The organism is Nitrospirota bacterium, assembly GCA_026387665.1.
Taxonomy (GTDB): Bacteria; Nitrospirota; Nitrospiria; order Nitrospirales; family Nitrospiraceae; genus Palsa-1315.
Window position 1 is genome coordinate 64,503 of sequence record JAPLLG010000011.1, and the last position, 16,778, is coordinate 81,280.

The 16,778-nt window shown below is 57.9% G+C and carries 14 protein-coding genes; 7 read left to right on the forward strand and 7 right to left on the reverse strand.

Annotated elements, in window-relative coordinates; all coding sequences use genetic code 11:
• Positions 1 to 192: 192 nt before the first annotated feature.
• The gene (locus tag NT179_09800; GenBank protein ID MCX5722304.1) at positions 193 to 753 is read left to right on the forward strand and encodes a GAF domain-containing protein; all 561 of its coding nucleotides are present in this window, start codon (positions 193 to 195) and stop codon (positions 751 to 753) included.
• Positions 754 to 847: 94 nt separating this feature from the next.
• Positions 848 to 2,470 (forward strand): tetratricopeptide repeat protein, encoded by a 1,623-nt coding sequence (locus tag NT179_09805; protein ID MCX5722305.1) that lies wholly within the window; start codon positions 848 to 850, stop codon positions 2,468 to 2,470.
• A 172-nt stretch (positions 2,471 to 2,642) separates the two neighbouring features.
• On the opposite strand, the gene NT179_09810 is transcribed toward NT179_09805, so the two are convergent.
• From NT179_09810 to NT179_09820, 3 genes are all read right to left on the reverse strand, one after another.
• Positions 2,643 to 3,878 (reverse strand): FecR domain-containing protein, encoded by a 1,236-nt coding sequence (locus NT179_09810; protein MCX5722306.1) that lies wholly within the window; start codon positions 3,876 to 3,878, stop codon positions 2,643 to 2,645.
• Between the two features lie 83 nt (positions 3,879 to 3,961).
• Positions 3,962 to 6,145: a CHASE2 domain-containing protein gene (locus NT179_09815; protein ID MCX5722307.1), complete on the reverse strand. Its 2,184-nt coding sequence runs from the start codon at positions 6,143 to 6,145 to the stop codon at positions 3,962 to 3,964.
• A 151-nt stretch (positions 6,146 to 6,296) separates the two neighbouring features.
• On the reverse strand, positions 6,297 to 8,006 hold the full coding sequence (locus NT179_09820) for a hypothetical protein (GenBank protein MCX5722308.1): 1,710 nt from the start codon (positions 8,004 to 8,006) through the stop codon (positions 6,297 to 6,299).
• A gap of 47 nt (positions 8,007 to 8,053) precedes the next feature.
• Between NT179_09820 and NT179_09825 the strand changes: the two genes are divergently transcribed.
• The 5 genes from NT179_09825 (at position 8,054) to rnhA (ending at position 14,051) form a co-directional block, all read left to right on the forward strand.
• Positions 8,054 to 10,342 carry a hypothetical protein gene (locus NT179_09825; protein MCX5722309.1) on the forward strand — a complete coding sequence of 763 codons (2,289 nt, stop codon included), beginning with the start codon at positions 8,054 to 8,056 and terminating at the stop codon, positions 10,340 to 10,342.
• A 101-nt stretch (positions 10,343 to 10,443) separates the two neighbouring features.
• Entirely contained in the window at positions 10,444 to 11,565 is a 1,122-nt protein-coding gene (locus NT179_09830; protein ID MCX5722310.1) for a Fic family protein, read from the forward strand.
• Positions 11,565 to 11,765 (forward strand): hypothetical protein, encoded by a 201-nt coding sequence (locus NT179_09835; GenBank protein MCX5722311.1) that lies wholly within the window; start codon positions 11,565 to 11,567, stop codon positions 11,763 to 11,765. The genes NT179_09830 and NT179_09835 overlap by 1 nt, the downstream gene beginning before the upstream one ends.
• Before the next feature lie 65 nt (positions 11,766 to 11,830).
• A complete protein-coding gene (locus NT179_09840; protein MCX5722312.1) occupies positions 11,831 to 13,381 on the forward strand; it encodes a hypothetical protein in 1,551 nt (516 codons plus the stop codon).
• A 178-nt stretch (positions 13,382 to 13,559) separates the two neighbouring features.
• Positions 13,560 to 14,051: a ribonuclease HI gene (rnhA, locus tag NT179_09845; GenBank protein ID MCX5722313.1), complete on the forward strand. Its 492-nt coding sequence runs from the start codon at positions 13,560 to 13,562 to the stop codon at positions 14,049 to 14,051.
• An 86-nt stretch (positions 14,052 to 14,137) separates the two neighbouring features.
• On the opposite strand, the gene NT179_09850 is transcribed toward rnhA, so the two are convergent.
• The 4 genes from NT179_09850 to NT179_09865 form a co-directional block, all read right to left on the reverse strand.
• The gene (locus tag NT179_09850) at positions 14,138 to 14,359 is read right to left on the reverse strand and encodes a type II toxin-antitoxin system HicA family toxin (GenBank protein MCX5722314.1); all 222 of its coding nucleotides are present in this window, start codon (positions 14,357 to 14,359) and stop codon (positions 14,138 to 14,140) included.
• Complete coding sequence (locus NT179_09855) at positions 14,352 to 14,576, reverse strand: type II toxin-antitoxin system HicB family antitoxin (GenBank protein MCX5722315.1); 225 nt, start codon at positions 14,574 to 14,576, stop codon at positions 14,352 to 14,354. Before NT179_09855 ends, NT179_09850 begins: the two co-directional genes overlap by 8 nt.
• Positions 14,577 to 14,976: 400 nt before the next feature.
• Positions 14,977 to 16,536, reverse strand: a complete 1,560-nt coding sequence (locus NT179_09860) for a ferredoxin--nitrite reductase (GenBank protein ID MCX5722316.1) — start codon at positions 16,534 to 16,536, stop codon at positions 14,977 to 14,979.
• Positions 16,533 to 16,751, reverse strand: coding sequence for a hypothetical protein (locus tag NT179_09865; GenBank protein ID MCX5722317.1), 219 nt, complete (start codon positions 16,749 to 16,751; stop codon positions 16,533 to 16,535). The genes NT179_09860 and NT179_09865 overlap by 4 nt, the downstream gene beginning before the upstream one ends.
• Between the last annotated feature and the right edge of the window lie 27 nt (positions 16,752 to 16,778).

The following is a 16,778-nucleotide window of genomic DNA, read 5'->3' on the forward strand; positions in this document are numbered from 1 at the left end:
TGATAGCTCGGAATGTGCAGCGAAGGCCTCAGCGGTGATCCCGCTGAGGCCTTCGTGTTTTTGGCTGACACCGTGCGACGAGCCCCCCAGCGGCCTCCTCCAGGCAAGGCCCTAGGACTTTTCCTCTTCAATAGTGCTAGTATTCGGGGAAGTCGCCGTGCAGGTGTCGGCTCCTACACAAAGAGAATGCCCATGAGCACATCCTACTCATCGGACTCGCCAACCGAGCATAATCAGGATCAGCTCCTCGCCAGCAGGGGACGAGGAGTCGAAGCGGCTCAGCGCATGGCTGAACTCTTTTCTCAGGAAATGCAATTGCAAGATCTGCTTGAGCAAGCGCTCCATATTGCACTGGAGGCGGCCGATGCAGAAAATGGGTCGATTCTACTTGCCGACCCGGACACCCGCGCATTGATCTTCCATCATTCCATCGGTGAAAATCCCGCAGCCCCAGGCATCGCCGTTCCCTGGCATGAGAGCATCGCAGGAGCGGTCTATACGACCGGTACGCCTGACATCGTGTCCGATGCACAAGCCGACGTGCGCCATTTCAAAAAAGTCGACCGGGCGACCGGCTCCATCACGCGCGACATGATTACGGTCCCACTCAAAGGCTGGGATGGCGCTCCCATTGGCGTGATCCAAGTCATGAATAAACGAGGGAATGCCTGCCTGAATCACGACGATCTCGCTGTCCTCACCATTATTTCCACGCTCACCGCTGTGGCCCTTGAACATATGAGCTTGAATTAAGCGGCCAAGTTCGCGGACGTGGGCCTAACAGTCAGACCCCCTCGCCCCCCTGCACGCCTGCACCAACGAACATCGAACCGGAGCATCCCCCAAAATGGCCCACCGACAAAAGGACATGAAGAAGGCAGCCGCCGTCCTCTTCTTCCTTATTGGAATCAGTTTGCTACAGGCTATTCCCTCGGCCTTCGCGCAAAGTTCGGAAGCGGACGTCTACGTGGCCCAAGCCATTCTCGACTATGAAGACAAAAAGTACGATGCCGCGCTGGCCCTGCTCCGCGAAGCATTGGCCATCAACCCGGATCACATCGAAGCGCTCTACCAGATGGGCATCGTCCTCACCAGCCAGGAGCAATATGCCCAGGCCATTGCCGCCTTGAATCACGCCAAACAGCTGGCCCCGAGTGATGCAGCCATCACCTACCAGCTTGGGCTGGCACATTTCCGGCTCGAACAATACGACCAGGCCAAACCGCTCTTCGAAGACGTCTTCGCCGCGCAACCTGAGACGGAGAACCTCGCCTACTACCTCGGCTTTCTCCGCTACCGGCAGAAGGAGTATGCCGACGCCGTCACGGCCTTTCGGTTCGGCAGGATCACCGATCCTGAACTCCAGCAACTCGCAAAGTTTTATTCGGGGCTGGCACTGGCGATCACCGGCCTCCCGGAACAAGCCATCAGTTCGTTGGAAGAGGCCAGCCGCATACGAACCGTCTCTCCGCTGACCGGCACAGCCGACCGGTTACGCGATACCATCGTCACCGCGCAGGCCCGGGACCGGCGGCTCCACGGCGAACTGCGCATGGGGGCCTACTACGACACCAACGTCTCGGTCAATCCACAGGGAGGCCAGGCCGTCGATCCCAACTCTCTCAACGATGCCCTGCTTGCCGATCTGCGAAACAGGAAAAGCCATTCACGAGGCGAACTGCTGTCGGCTCGAGGCGACTATGCCTGGTTCCGGGCTGCAGGGTGGGAATCGACGGTCACCGCATCCTACTTTAAGACCTTCAACAACGACCTGCCGTTCTTCAACATCGAGAACATATTAGGCGGAGCCGGGCTGACGCGGTCCGGCACCGTAGGCTCGATGCCGTTTCAACTGGCCGGACAATACACCTACGACTATACAACCTTGAGCGGCAGCCGCTTCATGAACCGGCATTCCGGCAGCCTCGTCGCCACGCTGGTCGAGAACGACCGCCATCTCACCAGCCTGTTAGGCCGGCTGCAAGTAAAGGACTTTTCCGATCTGTTCCTCATCGGAGGCGGCACGAATCCGGACGAGAACCGCGACGCTAAAAACTGGATGGTCGGCGTCACCCACGCTTTCCGGTTCAACAACGATCGGCACATCATCCGTCTCGGCTATCAGCACGACATTGAGGATGCCAAGGGCCTCCACTGGTCCTATCACGGACACCGGCTGCTCCTCGGCGCGCAATACACGCTACCCTGGTGGGAGATGCGACTGAAGTACGATTTCGACTTCCACTATCGGAAATACCAGAACCCCAACTCCATCTTCCCACCAGACGACCCAGGCACGGTCAGGCAAGAGGTCTACGAACAAAACCATGTCTTCCGCATCGAACAGCCCCTCCCGCGCAACGTCGTCCTCACCTATGATGTCCAAGCCACCTTCAGCCGCGCCAACCTCCCCTTCATGTTCAACTACAACCGTCTCGTCAATACCCTCAGTCTGGCTTGGGGATTCTAGCCGGACGAAGAGATGAGACTCTAGTTGCATGGATCGGGATAGAGGGACTCAGACTGACAAGGACGGATAGGCTGCCGTAGGGAATAGGAGTAGCGTGATGACTTACTGGCGGGATTGTTGATCGACAGGAATCCGGCTTCAGGCCATGGGAAGGATGAACACCCTACCGACGTCAGCGACGGGAGTGCCGCCTCTCCTGAGCGCGCTGAGAGAAGCTTGAGTTTGAATTTCCTGATCCACTGCTGCCCCTTTCTGTGGCGGCCTCTGTGAGCAACGGAGCCGGTCCTGCTCCGGACCCTGGCAACAGTGTTTGCGACTGACTCTGCTGCCGGACAGAAGTAGGAACAAGGGCTGTGGCACTTGCGGCAATCGTACTGCCGGATGAACTCACGAGCGGCGAGGACGCGCTCACAAGAGCGGCATCTCCATGCGAACCAGTTTGGCCTGGCGCAGCAGCCGCATTCCCACCAGCGGCCGCCGAGGATGGTTGTTTCGCCTCTCCCTCAGCCGCCTGCGTACTTACGCTGAAAGATGCGTTCGCGAGAGCGGCATCTCCATGCGAACCAATTTGGCCTGGCGCAGCCGCCGCATTCCCGTCAGCCTTCGCCGTGGATGATTGCTTAGCCTCTCCCTCAGTCGCCTGTGCGCCCACGCTATTGGGAGCGAGCACCTTCGCAAGCGCCATCGCCTTCGACATCTCTCGTTTCGCCGTTTTCTTTCTGTTGTTGTCATCCGACGAATCCATCGGTTGCAGGGGCACATGGAATCTGCCGGCGAGGCTGGCGGCCTTTGTCTGTGAAATCGGTTCTACCGCCCCCATCTGCAGCCCGGAGACCCGCACTGCCTCGAAGGCATGAACGATTTTACTCCCCGAGCAGCCCGCGGCGGCGCAGGACACTTCGACCGACCCTTTCAGCACGGAGAACGTGCTGACCGATTGCTCACCGCCGGACCCGCCCGCAGCAGCAACAGGAGACTCCACCTCCACCAGCAGAACCGTGCCTCGAACAGCCGCGATCGCATTCGGCGTCCGAACATCCACCTGCTCGCCCGGCTTCATGCGCTGACGCGCCACGGCCAGCGTCACGCTTCCGCTCGCGAGGTTCACGGTGGATCGATTCGGCTCTTCGGTGATGGTGAAGTTCGAGAACTCGCGAATCGTGATCAGCGCCTTGCCACCCAATAACACCCGGACGATCGAGTCCGCGGCGGTGCTGATCATATCCCCGGCATACACCGGGTCCTTAAACTGAAGGCGGGACGGTTCGGCAGCCGCCAGCCGAACCACTGAAGCGACTCCGGCCAGGTTCGTCACCACTCCAGCCGGTTGCGGGGGCGACGCAACTTGGGCGAGCGTCAACGCCGGGCAAAAGATCGCCAACACGAACAATGCGACGATAATCTGCATAGGCCCTTCCTGCGTCACCCCTGTAACCCAAACGTGCCAGCGGCAATGTGCCGCGAATCCTCTACGATAGTGCATGGACAGACTCACTCGACACCGACCTGTTCGAGTTTTTCCCTCTGCCCATCGAGGAAATTCTGCAGCACCAGACGATCGGCATCGCTCATCTCCTGGAAGGAGAATCCCGCGCGATCGGACGTGGCCCAGACGACGGTCCCACTCGCGCGAACCGGCAATTGTTCACCGGGAAGTCCCAGCCTGAGCTGCGCCGACTTTCCGACAGCAAGCGATTGCGCCAGCTGCGACACGGCCAGGCCTCCGATGCTGAGATCTCGCACCTTCACATGGGCCTGAAACCCGTTCGACACATAGGCCTCGCCATTGAGAGGCACTCGCAGAAACTTGCGTTGATTGGCCGCCTGCACCGCCGAAGGCCGATCCTCGATGGCGCCGAACACACGATACACCATCACGCTGCTCGATTTCCCCTTCAGGCTCAACGTCCCGACTCGGTCCATCCAGAACTTCCCGCCAAGCAACTCGGCCGTGGACTCGCCGATCAGAATGCGGCAGGGATTGTGTGCCAGATCATCCTGGCCCAATTCCTTCTCGAAGCTCTCCAGATGAGACGCCGTATTGACGGTATGGCCCACCGTCGTAAATTTCAGCCGCTGGGCGCTCCCGACACAACCTGCCACCACGTCGCCGGTGTAAATACCGATGCGCATCCCGACCGACGGAAGGCCTTGCGAGGACCAGACCCCGTTCAATCGCCGCAGCTCCGTTCCCATGGCCAAGGCGCACTCGACCGCGCTCGCCGCATCTCGCGTGATCCCTTCGGCAGAGGCTTGCGCAAAGGGCACGCCGAAATTCGCCTTGATCGCATCCCCGTAATAGTCATCCACCACGCCGCCATGCTTCATGACCACTTGCGCCATGAGGTCCATATAGTCGTTGAGCCACCCCATCAACGCCTGAGCGTCCAGCTGTTCAGCAACCGGCGTAAAGTCTTTCAGATCGGAAAACAGGACCGTGGCGGTCGCCTTCTGTGAGCGCAGACGCCCCCCCTCCAGAAAGTCTTCGCGCTGCCGCCAAATGGTCTCCGCGATTTCCGGAGACACATGTTTCGAAAACAACTGCATCAGCAGGGCGCGCTGCTGTTGTTCCTTCACGAAATTTTCAATCACCGTGGCCCCGTACCCAGCGAGGAGCGCCAAAGGCACAGGCAGCAACTCCATCACACGGTAGTCCCACAGGAATACGGCCACCACCACGCCGCCATGGGCCAATCCGATTCCGATATTCGCCCCCAGCCCAGCCAGCGGCCGCAGCCGGTTCGTCAGCCAGACCGCTGTCACACCGGCGAGCAGCGCGCAGAGCACGGCAAGCGCGCGAGGAGCCCTTGTCAGAGGATCGCCAGCCAAGAGGTTGTCCAGCACATTGGCTTGGATCTCCACTCCTGCCATCTCTCCGCTGGGAAAAACAGGAGTCGGATACACATCGTGCAAGACGGGACTGGTCGCGCCGATCAACACGATCTTCCCCGTGAAGACTTCCGGTGAAACTTCGCCGTTGAGCACCTGATAATAGGGAATGGTCTGAAAGGTCTTCGGTCCGCCGCGATAGTTGATCAAGAATGGAACGGTGGCCGAGGGTACGTTCGTGATTCCCTGTGAGAAAGCCGCCTGGGCCACAGCCAAGGCAAAGCCGGGAATCTCCTGCCCCTGAAACATTCGGCTGGCCTCAGCCGAACGGACGGCGGCATCGTTGTCGAGGACAAGGTTGACGAAGCCGAACCCCGCAGCCTGCTGCCGGATCGCGGAGGTCGGCGCATTCAGGTCTTCTTTGAGGTACCGGCCATCCTGGACGGTGGTCAGCGCAGCAGCCAGAACCACAGGGCCGGCTCGCTCGACTGCTTCGGCCAGGGCTCTATCGTCTTCCGGCCCTCTGGCAGAGGGCTCTGGAAACAGGATGTCGAATCCCACAACAGCGGGATGGCCTTGGCTGATTCGATCGAGCAGTTCCCCGTGCAGAGCGCGAGGCCAGGGCCAGGCGAGGTTCAGCTCATCGAACGAATCTTCCGCGATGGACACGATCAGGACCGATGTATGGGGAAGGCTTGCGCCTCGCAGGGCAAATAGTTCGTTCAAGCTCCACCGTTCACCAGGCTCGAGCAGGCCCAGAAACGCACAGAGGAGCACAACGCAGCCGACCAGCAGGCCTCGCATGGCCTGTCCGACGATAGGAGGGAGTTGCTTGAATAACGCCATGATGCCCATATGCCAAATGGCCGAACGAGCGAAATCACGCTCAATGGCGCTGAGTCTACACGCTCAGATCTCGCCTGGCCAGCACCCCATTGAGGTTACTACGTACTACGTATGCGGTCCGGGCTGATGTCCGCGCGGACTTGCTAGCCCGCTAGCCCGCCGCCTTCATGGCGCGCAGGGTCGCCTTGAAGTGAAGCGAGGTCTTGGGACTGTCGAAGAAGGAGCGGAAGATGTCATGCACAAGGGTCCGATGGGCCACATGGTCGGCTTGAAACTGTTTCAGCGCCGTCGGCCGATCGGCTCCGTCATAGCCCATACGAATCGCGCAACGTTCAAGCTCGTCTTCCTCGTCCGGCAACGCGTGGGTCTGTAAGTCGTGCACCATCTGCAGCTTATGTTCCAGATCGCGCAGAAACACATAGGCCGCCGTCAGCGCATCCCGCTCCTTACCGGAAATCAGCTTGAGCGGAACGAATCGCGTGAGCGCGCCCAGCGTACTGCGGTCGAGAAGCGCAGGAATGCGCTGGCCTCCCAACACTTGAATCGTCTGGACGAAAAACTCGATCTCCCTGATCCCCCCGACCCCCAGCTTCACATTGCGCCGCTCCTGTCCTCGCTCCGCCATCTTCGCATCGATCTGTTCCTTGACCGACCGGACCTCCTGCACGACCGCAAGCCCCTCTTCGAGATCAGACCCTTTCGACGAGGGAAACAGGACAAAGGGCCGCACCTTCTTGATGAAGGTCTTTCCGACCTTCATGGAGCCAGCCACAGGCCAGGCCTTCAAGAGGGCCAGTCGTTCCCACACCTGCCCTCTGGTCCGATAGTATTTGGCATAAGCATCGAGCGTACGAGTCAGCTGCCCCACAGAACCTTCCGCCCGCAAGCGGAGGTCCACTCGATAGACATACCCCTCATGGGTCTGCTCGGTCAGCACCTTCGTCAACTCCCGCGCGAGCCGTTCAAAATATTCTTCATTGGAAATCCCGCGCGGCACAGGCCCCTTCGCCTTCGCCCGTCCGGACTTCACAGGCCTGGTCTCCCCCTCATGGGATTCGCAGACATAGAGCAGGTCCACATCGGAACTGTAATTCAACTCATGGCCACCCAGCTTCCCCATCCCGATGACGGTAAAGCCGGTCTCCACCCACCGCCCCTGCCGGTTCTTGTGCATGGGAATGCCGTACTGAGCCCGCAAGTCTGTATCCACGATGCGACAGGCCTCGTCGATCAGGATCGACGCCAGGTCCGAGAGGGAGGCAGTGGTTTCCACCACATCCGCCAGACGAAGCAGATCCCGCACCCCGATACGCAGCATCTCACGACGGCGGAACCGCCTGAGCCCGTCCAACTTGAGTTCCGTGGCGGTCACCAGCCCGACCTGTTGCCGGACCGCCCGCTCCATCCCGACCCTCGTTGGCGCGCTGGACAAGACATGCTGTTCGGCCAGCCAGTAGATCAGCAGAGGATCGCGGACGAGGGTAAAGGCGAGGGAGTCGCTGTTCCCGAAGATTGAACAGACCAGATCCAACATGCGGGGAGAGCTGCGCAGATATTCCAGAATGGCCGACCGGCTGACTCCGCTGGCGAGCCACCGTTCCCAATGGTTCAAGGCCTGATCGGGATCGGCGGTCTTCCCGACTGCCTCAAGCAACAGAGGCAGGATCTCCGCTAACTGTCGCCGCTGGTGCGGATCGCCGGCCATCGACTGCAGATTCGCATCGGCGTCCTGAATGCGACTGAGCCCGTAGGATCGCAGGATCGATTCAACCTGGCCTTGGTCCAGCCCGGAAGCCAAGATAATAGGAGTGGGATCAGGCAGAGCCGCACGCTTCACCGGCTTGTTGAGACGATCTGCCATAGGCGGGCATTATAGCGGCCCCCCCGCACTCACACAATGAAGCAGGCTTGGGCTATACTCGACGCATGGCGGACAAGCCGGACACGAGAGAATCCCTGATCGCGACCTTGGCCCCCCTCTGTCCCACGGTCGAGGAGGAGGTCCTCCGGGACTTCGTGTCACGGATGGACGCCGAATACTTCGAACGGTTCCCCGCCAAAACCATTGCACACCACATCCAGCTGACCAGCCGACTGACACAGGACCATCCCTGTGAACTGTCGGTGCGCCCTGGGCGGGATCAGCATATCGAGTTGAGCATCGTCGCCTACGACTACTTCTCCGAGTTCGCCACGATCTGCGGCCTGCTCTCTGCCTTCGGCCTGAACATCGAAGAGGGGCGCATTTATACGTTTGCCGACGCGGCAGCCCATCCAACCAGGCTGGCCACAGCCGGGCCAGCGAAACGGTCCAAGAGCCGCCCCAGCCTGAGCCGCAAGAAGATCGTGGATGTCTTCCTCGTGTATCCGGTGAGTGGCGAACGATTTGCTGCGCCGGAACAGCAGGCCCTCACAGAGGCCCTGACCCACATGATGCAGCTGCTGGAGGTAGGGCAGTTCGACGAGGCCCGCCAATATGTCAATCGCAGGCTCGTCGAACGGTTAGGCCGGCAGCGAAGTGCCTTCACCGGCCTGCTCCATACAGTCCAGATCACCTTCGACAACAGTCAATCGCCGACCGATACGGTCATGGACATCCGATCGGAGGATACCCCGGCTTTCCTCTATGCCTTCGCCAATGCCCTGGCCATGAGGAACATCTATATCGCCAAGGCCCAGTTCGAAAGCGACGGAACCAAGCTCCACGATCGCTTTCATGTCAGGAACCGCTATGGGCAGAAACTGCTCGACCCAGCCGATCAGCAGCAACTGCGCCTGACCGCCGTCCTCATCAAACAATTCACCCATGCGCTCACCTGGGCTCCCGATCCTGGCAAGGCCCTCGAATCCTTCGACCAATTTCTGGATCTCATCGTCGCCGACACAGGCAAGAAGGGCAAACAGGAGGCGCTCGACTTCATCAGCGACAAGAAAACCTTCCCCTTGCTCGCGCGACTGCTCGGCGCCAGCGACTATTTATGGGAAGACTTTCTCCGCCGCCAACATGGCAACCTGCTCCCCTTGCTCACGGAATACCGCGATGCGCCCCTCATCAAGCCGCAGCCAACCCTCAGGAAAGAACTCAACCGGCTGATCGCTCGCGCCAAAACGGACGAGGCGCGCAAGGAAGCCCTGAACCGGTTTAAGGATCGGGAGCTCTTCCGGATCGACATGAAACATATCGTCGAACCCTCCAGCAATCTTCCAGACTTTTCGCTCGCCCTCACGGAACTGGCAGAAGTCATCATGGAACGGAGCGTCGCAGACTGTCGAGCCAAGCTGGAGAAGGCCTATGGAAGCCCCAGGCTGGCCAACAAGAAACCCTGCCCCTTTGCCGTCCTCGGCCTGGGAAAACTCGGAGGGCGCGAGCTCGGCTACGCCTCGGACATCGAGGTGCTCTTCGTCTACGGGGGATCGGGCAAGACCAACGGGAGAAAGGGTATTGAAAACAGCGAATTCTTTGAACGGCTGGCACAGGAACTCCTGGGCTGGATCGAAACCAAACAGGAAGGCATCTTTCACCTCGATGTGCGATTGCGCCCTCATGGAGGCAAGGGCTCCCTGGCCAATGCCTTCGAGGAGGTCTGCCGCTACTACAGTCCGACCGGACTCGCCGCCCCCTACGAGCGGCAGGCCTTGATCAAGCTGCGGCATATCGCAGGCGATGCTGCATTGGGCCATCGACTGGAGGCATACCGGGATTCTTTCGTCTATGGCGGAGCCCCCTGGGACATCCCCACGGCACTGGACCTCCGGAAGCAACAACTCCGACAACTGGTCGCGCCAGGCAAGATCAACGTGAAGTACAGCCAGGGCGGAGTCATCGACATCGAATATGCAGTGCAGTATCTCCAAGTGATACATGGCCACAAACGCCCAAGTCTCCGCACCCCGAACACCCTGCAGGCCCTCGCAGCCCTGGTGGAAGCAGGACTGGTCAATCGCGCCGATGGGGAGAGCCTCCGGAAAGCCTACGTCTTCACGAGAACGTTGATCGACGGATTGCGTATGGTACGGGGCAACGCCAAGGATCTGGTGCTTCCTCCGCCTGACTCAGAAGAGTTCATCTTTCTAGCCCGCCGCGTCGGCTACACCACCGACGACTGGCAGGCAGGAGCGAGACATTTACAGTCAGATATTGAGCAGCACATGAAGCTGACCCAAGCCTTCTTCGAACGGACGTTCGGAATGCTGTAAACAGCCTAACCGACTCGGGTTTTCCTCTTGAGCTATAGGAAAACCTTCTATAACTCACAGGAATGGGCTATCATGAGGTATACAAGAGGGCCGTATCACTCATGACCTGGAATTGGCAACAAGAGAACTGGCCGAACTTCGTTTTTGAGAAGGAGGCTTTTGCGCCGAACGAAACCCGCTTCATCCATGAAGCAGGAATGCTTCATGGCGCCATAAAGCATCTCGCAGAGGAAGACCGAACACGGCTCACCATCGACCTCATCAGCAACGAGGCCATCACCACCTCGGAGATCGAGGGGGAGATACTCAACCGCGACTCCGTGCAATCGTCGATTCGACGGAATTTCGGATTGGATGCGGACAACAGAAAAATCCCTCCCGCCGAACAAGGCATTGCCGCCATGATGACCGACCTCTATCGTCACTCCAGCACTGCTCTCTCTGAAAACCAGTTGTTCGGTTGGCATGGCATGCTGATGCGTGGGCGGAAAGACCTGACCACTGTCGGCGCCTACCGAACCAGAGGGGACCCGATGCAGGTGGTTTCAGGCCCCATTGGAACTCCCAAGGTTCATTTCGAGGCGCCACCATCGCACAGAGTCCCGATGGAGATGAGCCGGTTTTTCGCCTGGTTCAACCACACGGCACCGGAGGGGCGGCAGCCGATGCCCGCACTCACGCGCGCCGGCATCGCGCACCTATACTTCGAGTCGATCCATCCTTTTGAAGACGGCAATGGGCGGATAGGGCGAGCACTGTCGGAAAAGGCCTTGTCCCAGAACTTGGGCCAGCCGACGCTCATCGCGCTATCCCATACGATCTGCCAGCACCGGAAGGCCTATTACACGGCCCTGGAGGACAATAACAAGTCATTGGACATTACCGACTGGCTGATCTATTTCACTCGAACCATTCTGGAAGCCCAGCGGCACACCCAGCGACTCATTGATTTTCTCATTGCCAAAACCAAGCTGTACGACCGCCTGCGGGGGCAGCTCAATGAACGGCAGGAAAAGGTGCTCGCACGTATGTTTCGGGAAGGACTGGAGGGATTCAAAGGCGGGCTCAGTGCGGACAACTACCTCAAAATCACCAACACCTCCAGATCCACCGCCACCAGAGACTTGCAGGATCTTGTAGAGAAGGGTGCGTTCCGCAAAACCGGCGAACTGAAACACACCCGATACTGGCTGAATATGCTCAAAGAATCGAGCACGCGCTGATGGGGCAATGCATGGTGCGGGGCAATGCCAAAGACCTCGGCCTCTCGCCGCCCGACTCAGACGAGTTCATCTTCCTCGCCCGCCGCGTCGGCTACACGACCGACGACTGGCAGGCAGGAGCGAGACATTTGCAGAGCGATATCGAGGAACATATAGGGAAGACGAGGGAGTTTTTCGAGAAGACGTTTTGGACGTTGTAATTGTCAGATTAATTATAGAAAAGTAGCCTGTCACATATCACATTCGTAGCATTGGCTAATTAACTATGGACAGGGGACAGGATTCAACAGTTTTCGAAGCATACAAACCGCTCCGCAATGCCCTTCGCAAACTTGACCTCGCAGATTCTCTCGCCGTACTCAACACCTACATGTCGCATCTGCAATTCAACCAGGATATTTCCAGGGGATGTGAAGTCCATAGAGACTATTTAAACGCATCTCTGGCACAGAAACGTAGCTGGATATCCGAGTTTCACCTAGAAGCATTGTGCCGCGAACTTATCCTACACGCTAAAGATTCCGACAGGCCATCTGAATCTATTCGGCATTGGAAATTCCTGTCACGGGCGATGAGCCTTCTTAATCATTTAGAAGGATTAATTGCCAAGCGGATTAACACCCCGGAATTATTGCTGCAAGAGATTCACAGAATGGCTCACCGTCAATTCCCTTGGCAGGAGTTTCGACCTACAAGTCCGATAATTACCCGATATCGAATGATATATGGACATCCTGCCCTAGCCCCTATCGTTCACTCCTCCATAGGTCTCCAACCTGAAGACCTATTTCTTCACGGCCTAAGTCTCTTGGGAAGCTTCATAGATAAATTTGCCTTGCGCTATCCTCCCCAAATCCATATTCCTGGCGTTTCGCATGATGGAATCGAAAACTTCTTACTCCACTTCTCAAAGGACATTTCCAACCTCAGGTCTCTTTTGAAACAAGAGCAAGAAATGAACGACAGATTTTTTTACGCATACACATCTCTACGGGCATATCCAATAATCAGGATGAAATATGAAAAGCGTGATTGCCTCGTCTGCCCCGCACCAACGTTGCTTTTCTGGCGTTTTACGAGCGGCGTCTACTATGAGATTTACAAAAGTACAGGCTTTGAGAATGCCTTTGGCAAGGCCTTCCAGTGGTACACAGGCCAGGTGCTTGAAAAGGGAACGAAAACCGACAGAACTCGCATATACCCTGAAGAGGAGTATTCGGTGGGCAAGTTCAAGAAACAGACGGTGGACTGGAGACTGGAGCAAAAGAACGCCGTCCTCTTTATTGAGTGCAAGACGAAACGCATGACTCATGAAGCGAAGATTCAGCTCGGACATCACGATTCCCTTGCATCCGAATTGGACAAGATGGCAGCCATGATTGTGCAGGTCTATAAGGCCATCAAAGACTATCGCGAAGGGCGCTATCCAAACCATGCATTCGATCCTGGTCGCAAAATTTATCCCATGGTTGTAACGCTAGAAGATTGGTTCTTGATGGGGCCTACGGTCTTCAAGCACCTCGATGAGGAAGTCCGCAAACGAATGGATAAAGAGCGCGTTCCTCTCGACTTTCTAAACGAGATGCCCTTCACAGTCTGTTCGATGAATGAGTTTGAGCAAGCAGTCCAAGTCATGGACCATGCAGGAATTTCGACAGTTATGGGGAGTAAGATCCAACTGGAAACAAGGGACTGGACGCTATCAGCATACCTGCGTGAAAAATGTCAACAATACTCTAGCTGCACCCAATTCCTTTTCGAAGATGAATTCAATGCTATTGGTGCCAAAGCAATTCGCGAATGGCAATCTGAATAACAAACGGCGTGGGGGAAGAAAATGGAGCCAAGAAATGGGGACAGGCACTTTTCGCTTACGGCCACTTTCGATTCGGAAGCCTTTTTAAAAGTGACAGGCCCTTCATGCACGGCGTATATGTTGTCCAGGCGATCAAACATCGACAGGGCCTTGGGAAATCGACGGAGACAGCGAACTCATGATTGAAATCTATACGGATGGCGCCTGTAGCGGTAATCCTGGGCCTGGCGGATGGGGCGCTTTGCTGCGCATCAGCCAGATCGAAACGGAGCTCTGCGGTGGCGAGCCTGCTACCACGAACAATCGCATGGAGCTGCTGGCCGTGATTGAGGCCCTGCAGTCGCTCACGGAGCCGGTGGAAGCGCAGGTCTACACCGATTCGCAGTATGTGCAAAAGGGCATCAGCGAATGGATCCACAACTGGAAGCTGCGCGGCTGGAAAACGGCGAGCAAAGAGCCAGTCAAGAATGCAGATTTGTGGCGGCGCCTGGATGTCTTAGCTGCCGGCCATACCATCGAATGGCGATGGGTCAAGGGCCATGCGGGCCACCCGGACAACGAACGGGCAGATGCCCTGGCCCGCGCTGGCCTGGAACAGGCGCGCCAATCAGGCAAGGCCATCGGCGGCACCGTCAAAGAAGAAAACAACTGGACCGGCAGTCTTTTCTGATTGCTCGGCGTGATGAAGTGCTAACCGTCCCGGTTGGCAGAGTGCTGGTGATGGGACGAAAGAACATATGCTGACGGTTGGGACTTCTAGGCTTCGAATGCTGTGCGTGCGACGCCACTTTGGCGAATGATCGACTGGAGGGTTCCGATCCTAATCTCTGAATGGTCTGGAACGGGCACTGTCGCCGTCCCAAAATCGCTTCGCCGTTGCATGACAATGTGGCTTCCACGCTGCCGAACGACTTGAAATCCATGTTGCTCGAGAATGCGGCAGACATCCCGTCCGGAGAGGACGCGGAGCCTACCCATGTGCCGCTTCGAATCGGGTGACGAACACCTGCGTATGAAGCCGACGTTCGACTTCTGCAGGATCGGCACACTCGAGAAATAACTCGACGGCCTCTTTGAGATTGGCCGTGGCTGACTCGACCGTGTCGCCCTGGCTGGACACATCAAGCTCAGGACAGAGAGAGACGTAACCCGTCCCCTCCTTCTCAACAATCGCCGTATAGCTTGTCGTTGCCATGATTATCCTGTGCCTTCCTTGGCCCTACGGTTAAACGTGGGTTCATTATAGTTGAATTTTGTGGTGTTGCCTAGCATCGGGTGGAAGACCAACTTGCCCCGGCTACCTCCCTACACCTCTATTCAAGGGAGTGGCCAAGGCTGCCCTTTACTGCGCACGTCCTCCTCAATCTCGTGAAACGGACCTCGTGAAGCGTATCTCGTTTCGAATTCGGACGCTTCACGCTTCACGATAGACAAACGACGCTGAAGGCTGCGCGTGTCCGCCGTGGACTCTCCTCCATCCTACTGCCCGCCAAGCAAGGACGTGAGGAGCTTTTGACTGCGGCCGTCGAGCGAGGCCCTTCTGAGGTGCGCGCTCCGGGAGCAAAGAAATCTCCTCACGCCCTTGCGCTCACCAACTAGGCCACCGTGGCGTTCGGCACCTGATTGCTAGCCGCAGGCTTCTTGGCCCCTCCCCTCACCCGATGCATCTTCTCTCTCGCGTGATAAGGCACGAGCCCTTCCAGCACCATCGGCAGCCTGTCGCAGGGCACATCCTCCATGATCTTGACCGCCAGCTTCGGATCTGGCCCTGAGCGGCCTCCCACATAGATATCGACGGCATCGACCACCTTGCCATCCACCTTGGCCTTCTTGCCCAAGAGCCCAATATCCGCCACGAGGTGATTCCCGCAGGCAGCGGGGCAGCCGGACCAATGCATGGTGATCGGCTTGAGTGTGCTACCCAACCGAGCCTCCAGCGCCTTCGCCGTCTCCACCGCCCGGCTCTTCGTTTCGATGACCGCCAGGTTGCAGTAGTCGCTGCCGACGCAACTCACCAGCCCCTTGTAGACCGGCGAGGGGTTATAGGCGAATTGCTTCACCAGCGGCTCCCGATCCAGATCGCCGATCTTCCGATCTGACACGTTCGTGATGATCAGGGCCTGCGCCGGGGAAATCCTGACCTCCCCTGTTCCATACTTCTCTGCTAAGGCTGCAATCTTGGCCAGGTCATCGTGTGTGATACGGCCTACCAAGACCTTGAGCCCCACATAGTTCATGCCCGGTTGTCTTTGCCGATAGATGCCGATATGACTCTTCTCAACTGTTTTTCGCGCATCGAGACCGGCCGGCGACAGTTTCTTTCCTATTCGCGTTTCCACTTCTTCCCGGAACCGGCTTTCGCCCCATTCCTCCAGCAAGAAGGCCAGCCTCGCTTGGGTCCGATTCTCTCTCGATCCATGCTCCCGGAATATTTCAATGATTGCGCGACTCACGGCCAAGACGTCCCCCTCGGTCACAAAGATATCCAGCGGTGTGGCGATCCGATAGCCGCCAGACCCGAGCTTGCCTCCTGCCAACAGGTTGTACCCAACTCTCTTGCCGTGACCATCGTCGTGAGTGGCCGGCACAAGGGCCAGGTCCTGGGTTTCCATATGGATGCAGTTGTCCGGACAGCCTGTGACCGCCACGTTGAATTTTCGCGGCAGGTTCGAATAGGCAGCATTGCCCAGGATCTCATCGTTGATGGCCCGCACGAGTGGCGTCGCATCCGACACTTCGTCAGGACTCAGCCCGGCGACAGGACAGGTCATGACGTTTCGCACGTTGTCCATGCCGGTCTGGAGAGAGGTCAGCCCCACCTCCTCCATCTTGGCAAAGACAGCCGGCACGTCGTCAATCTTGATCTGCCGGAGCTGTATTTGTTGCCTCGTCGTGAGGTCCAGAACGCCGTTGCCATAGGTCCCGGCGATGGCAGCCAGCGCCTTCAATTGATACGAGCCGGTCTTGCCGCCCGGTATCCGCACCCGGATCATGAAAAATCCCGGCGTGGGATTCCTCAGAAAGAGGCCATACCACTTCAGGCGCTGGACATCGTCCTCAGGGATCGATTCCCATCCCGTTTTGGCATAGTGAGCGATCATGTCTTTCACCGCCAACCCGTCGCGAACCGTTTTGAGGGCCTCGATTTTGTTCATGTTCCTTTCTCCAATGCCACTCGATAGTCGACCCTGTTTCTCTTGAGCACCACGAAGCCGGCGCGATTGAGGCGATCGATGATTGAAAAGACCGTAACCCAATCCAAGCCAGGCAACCGGGTCAAGTCTTCGAGCGAACTCGCGCCGCACTCACGCAGCCGTTGTACCACACGATCCTCGTTCGACATCACAGCATGATCAATCATGGTCCCCATGGCTCCCTCCCTCCTGTTCGACTCCGG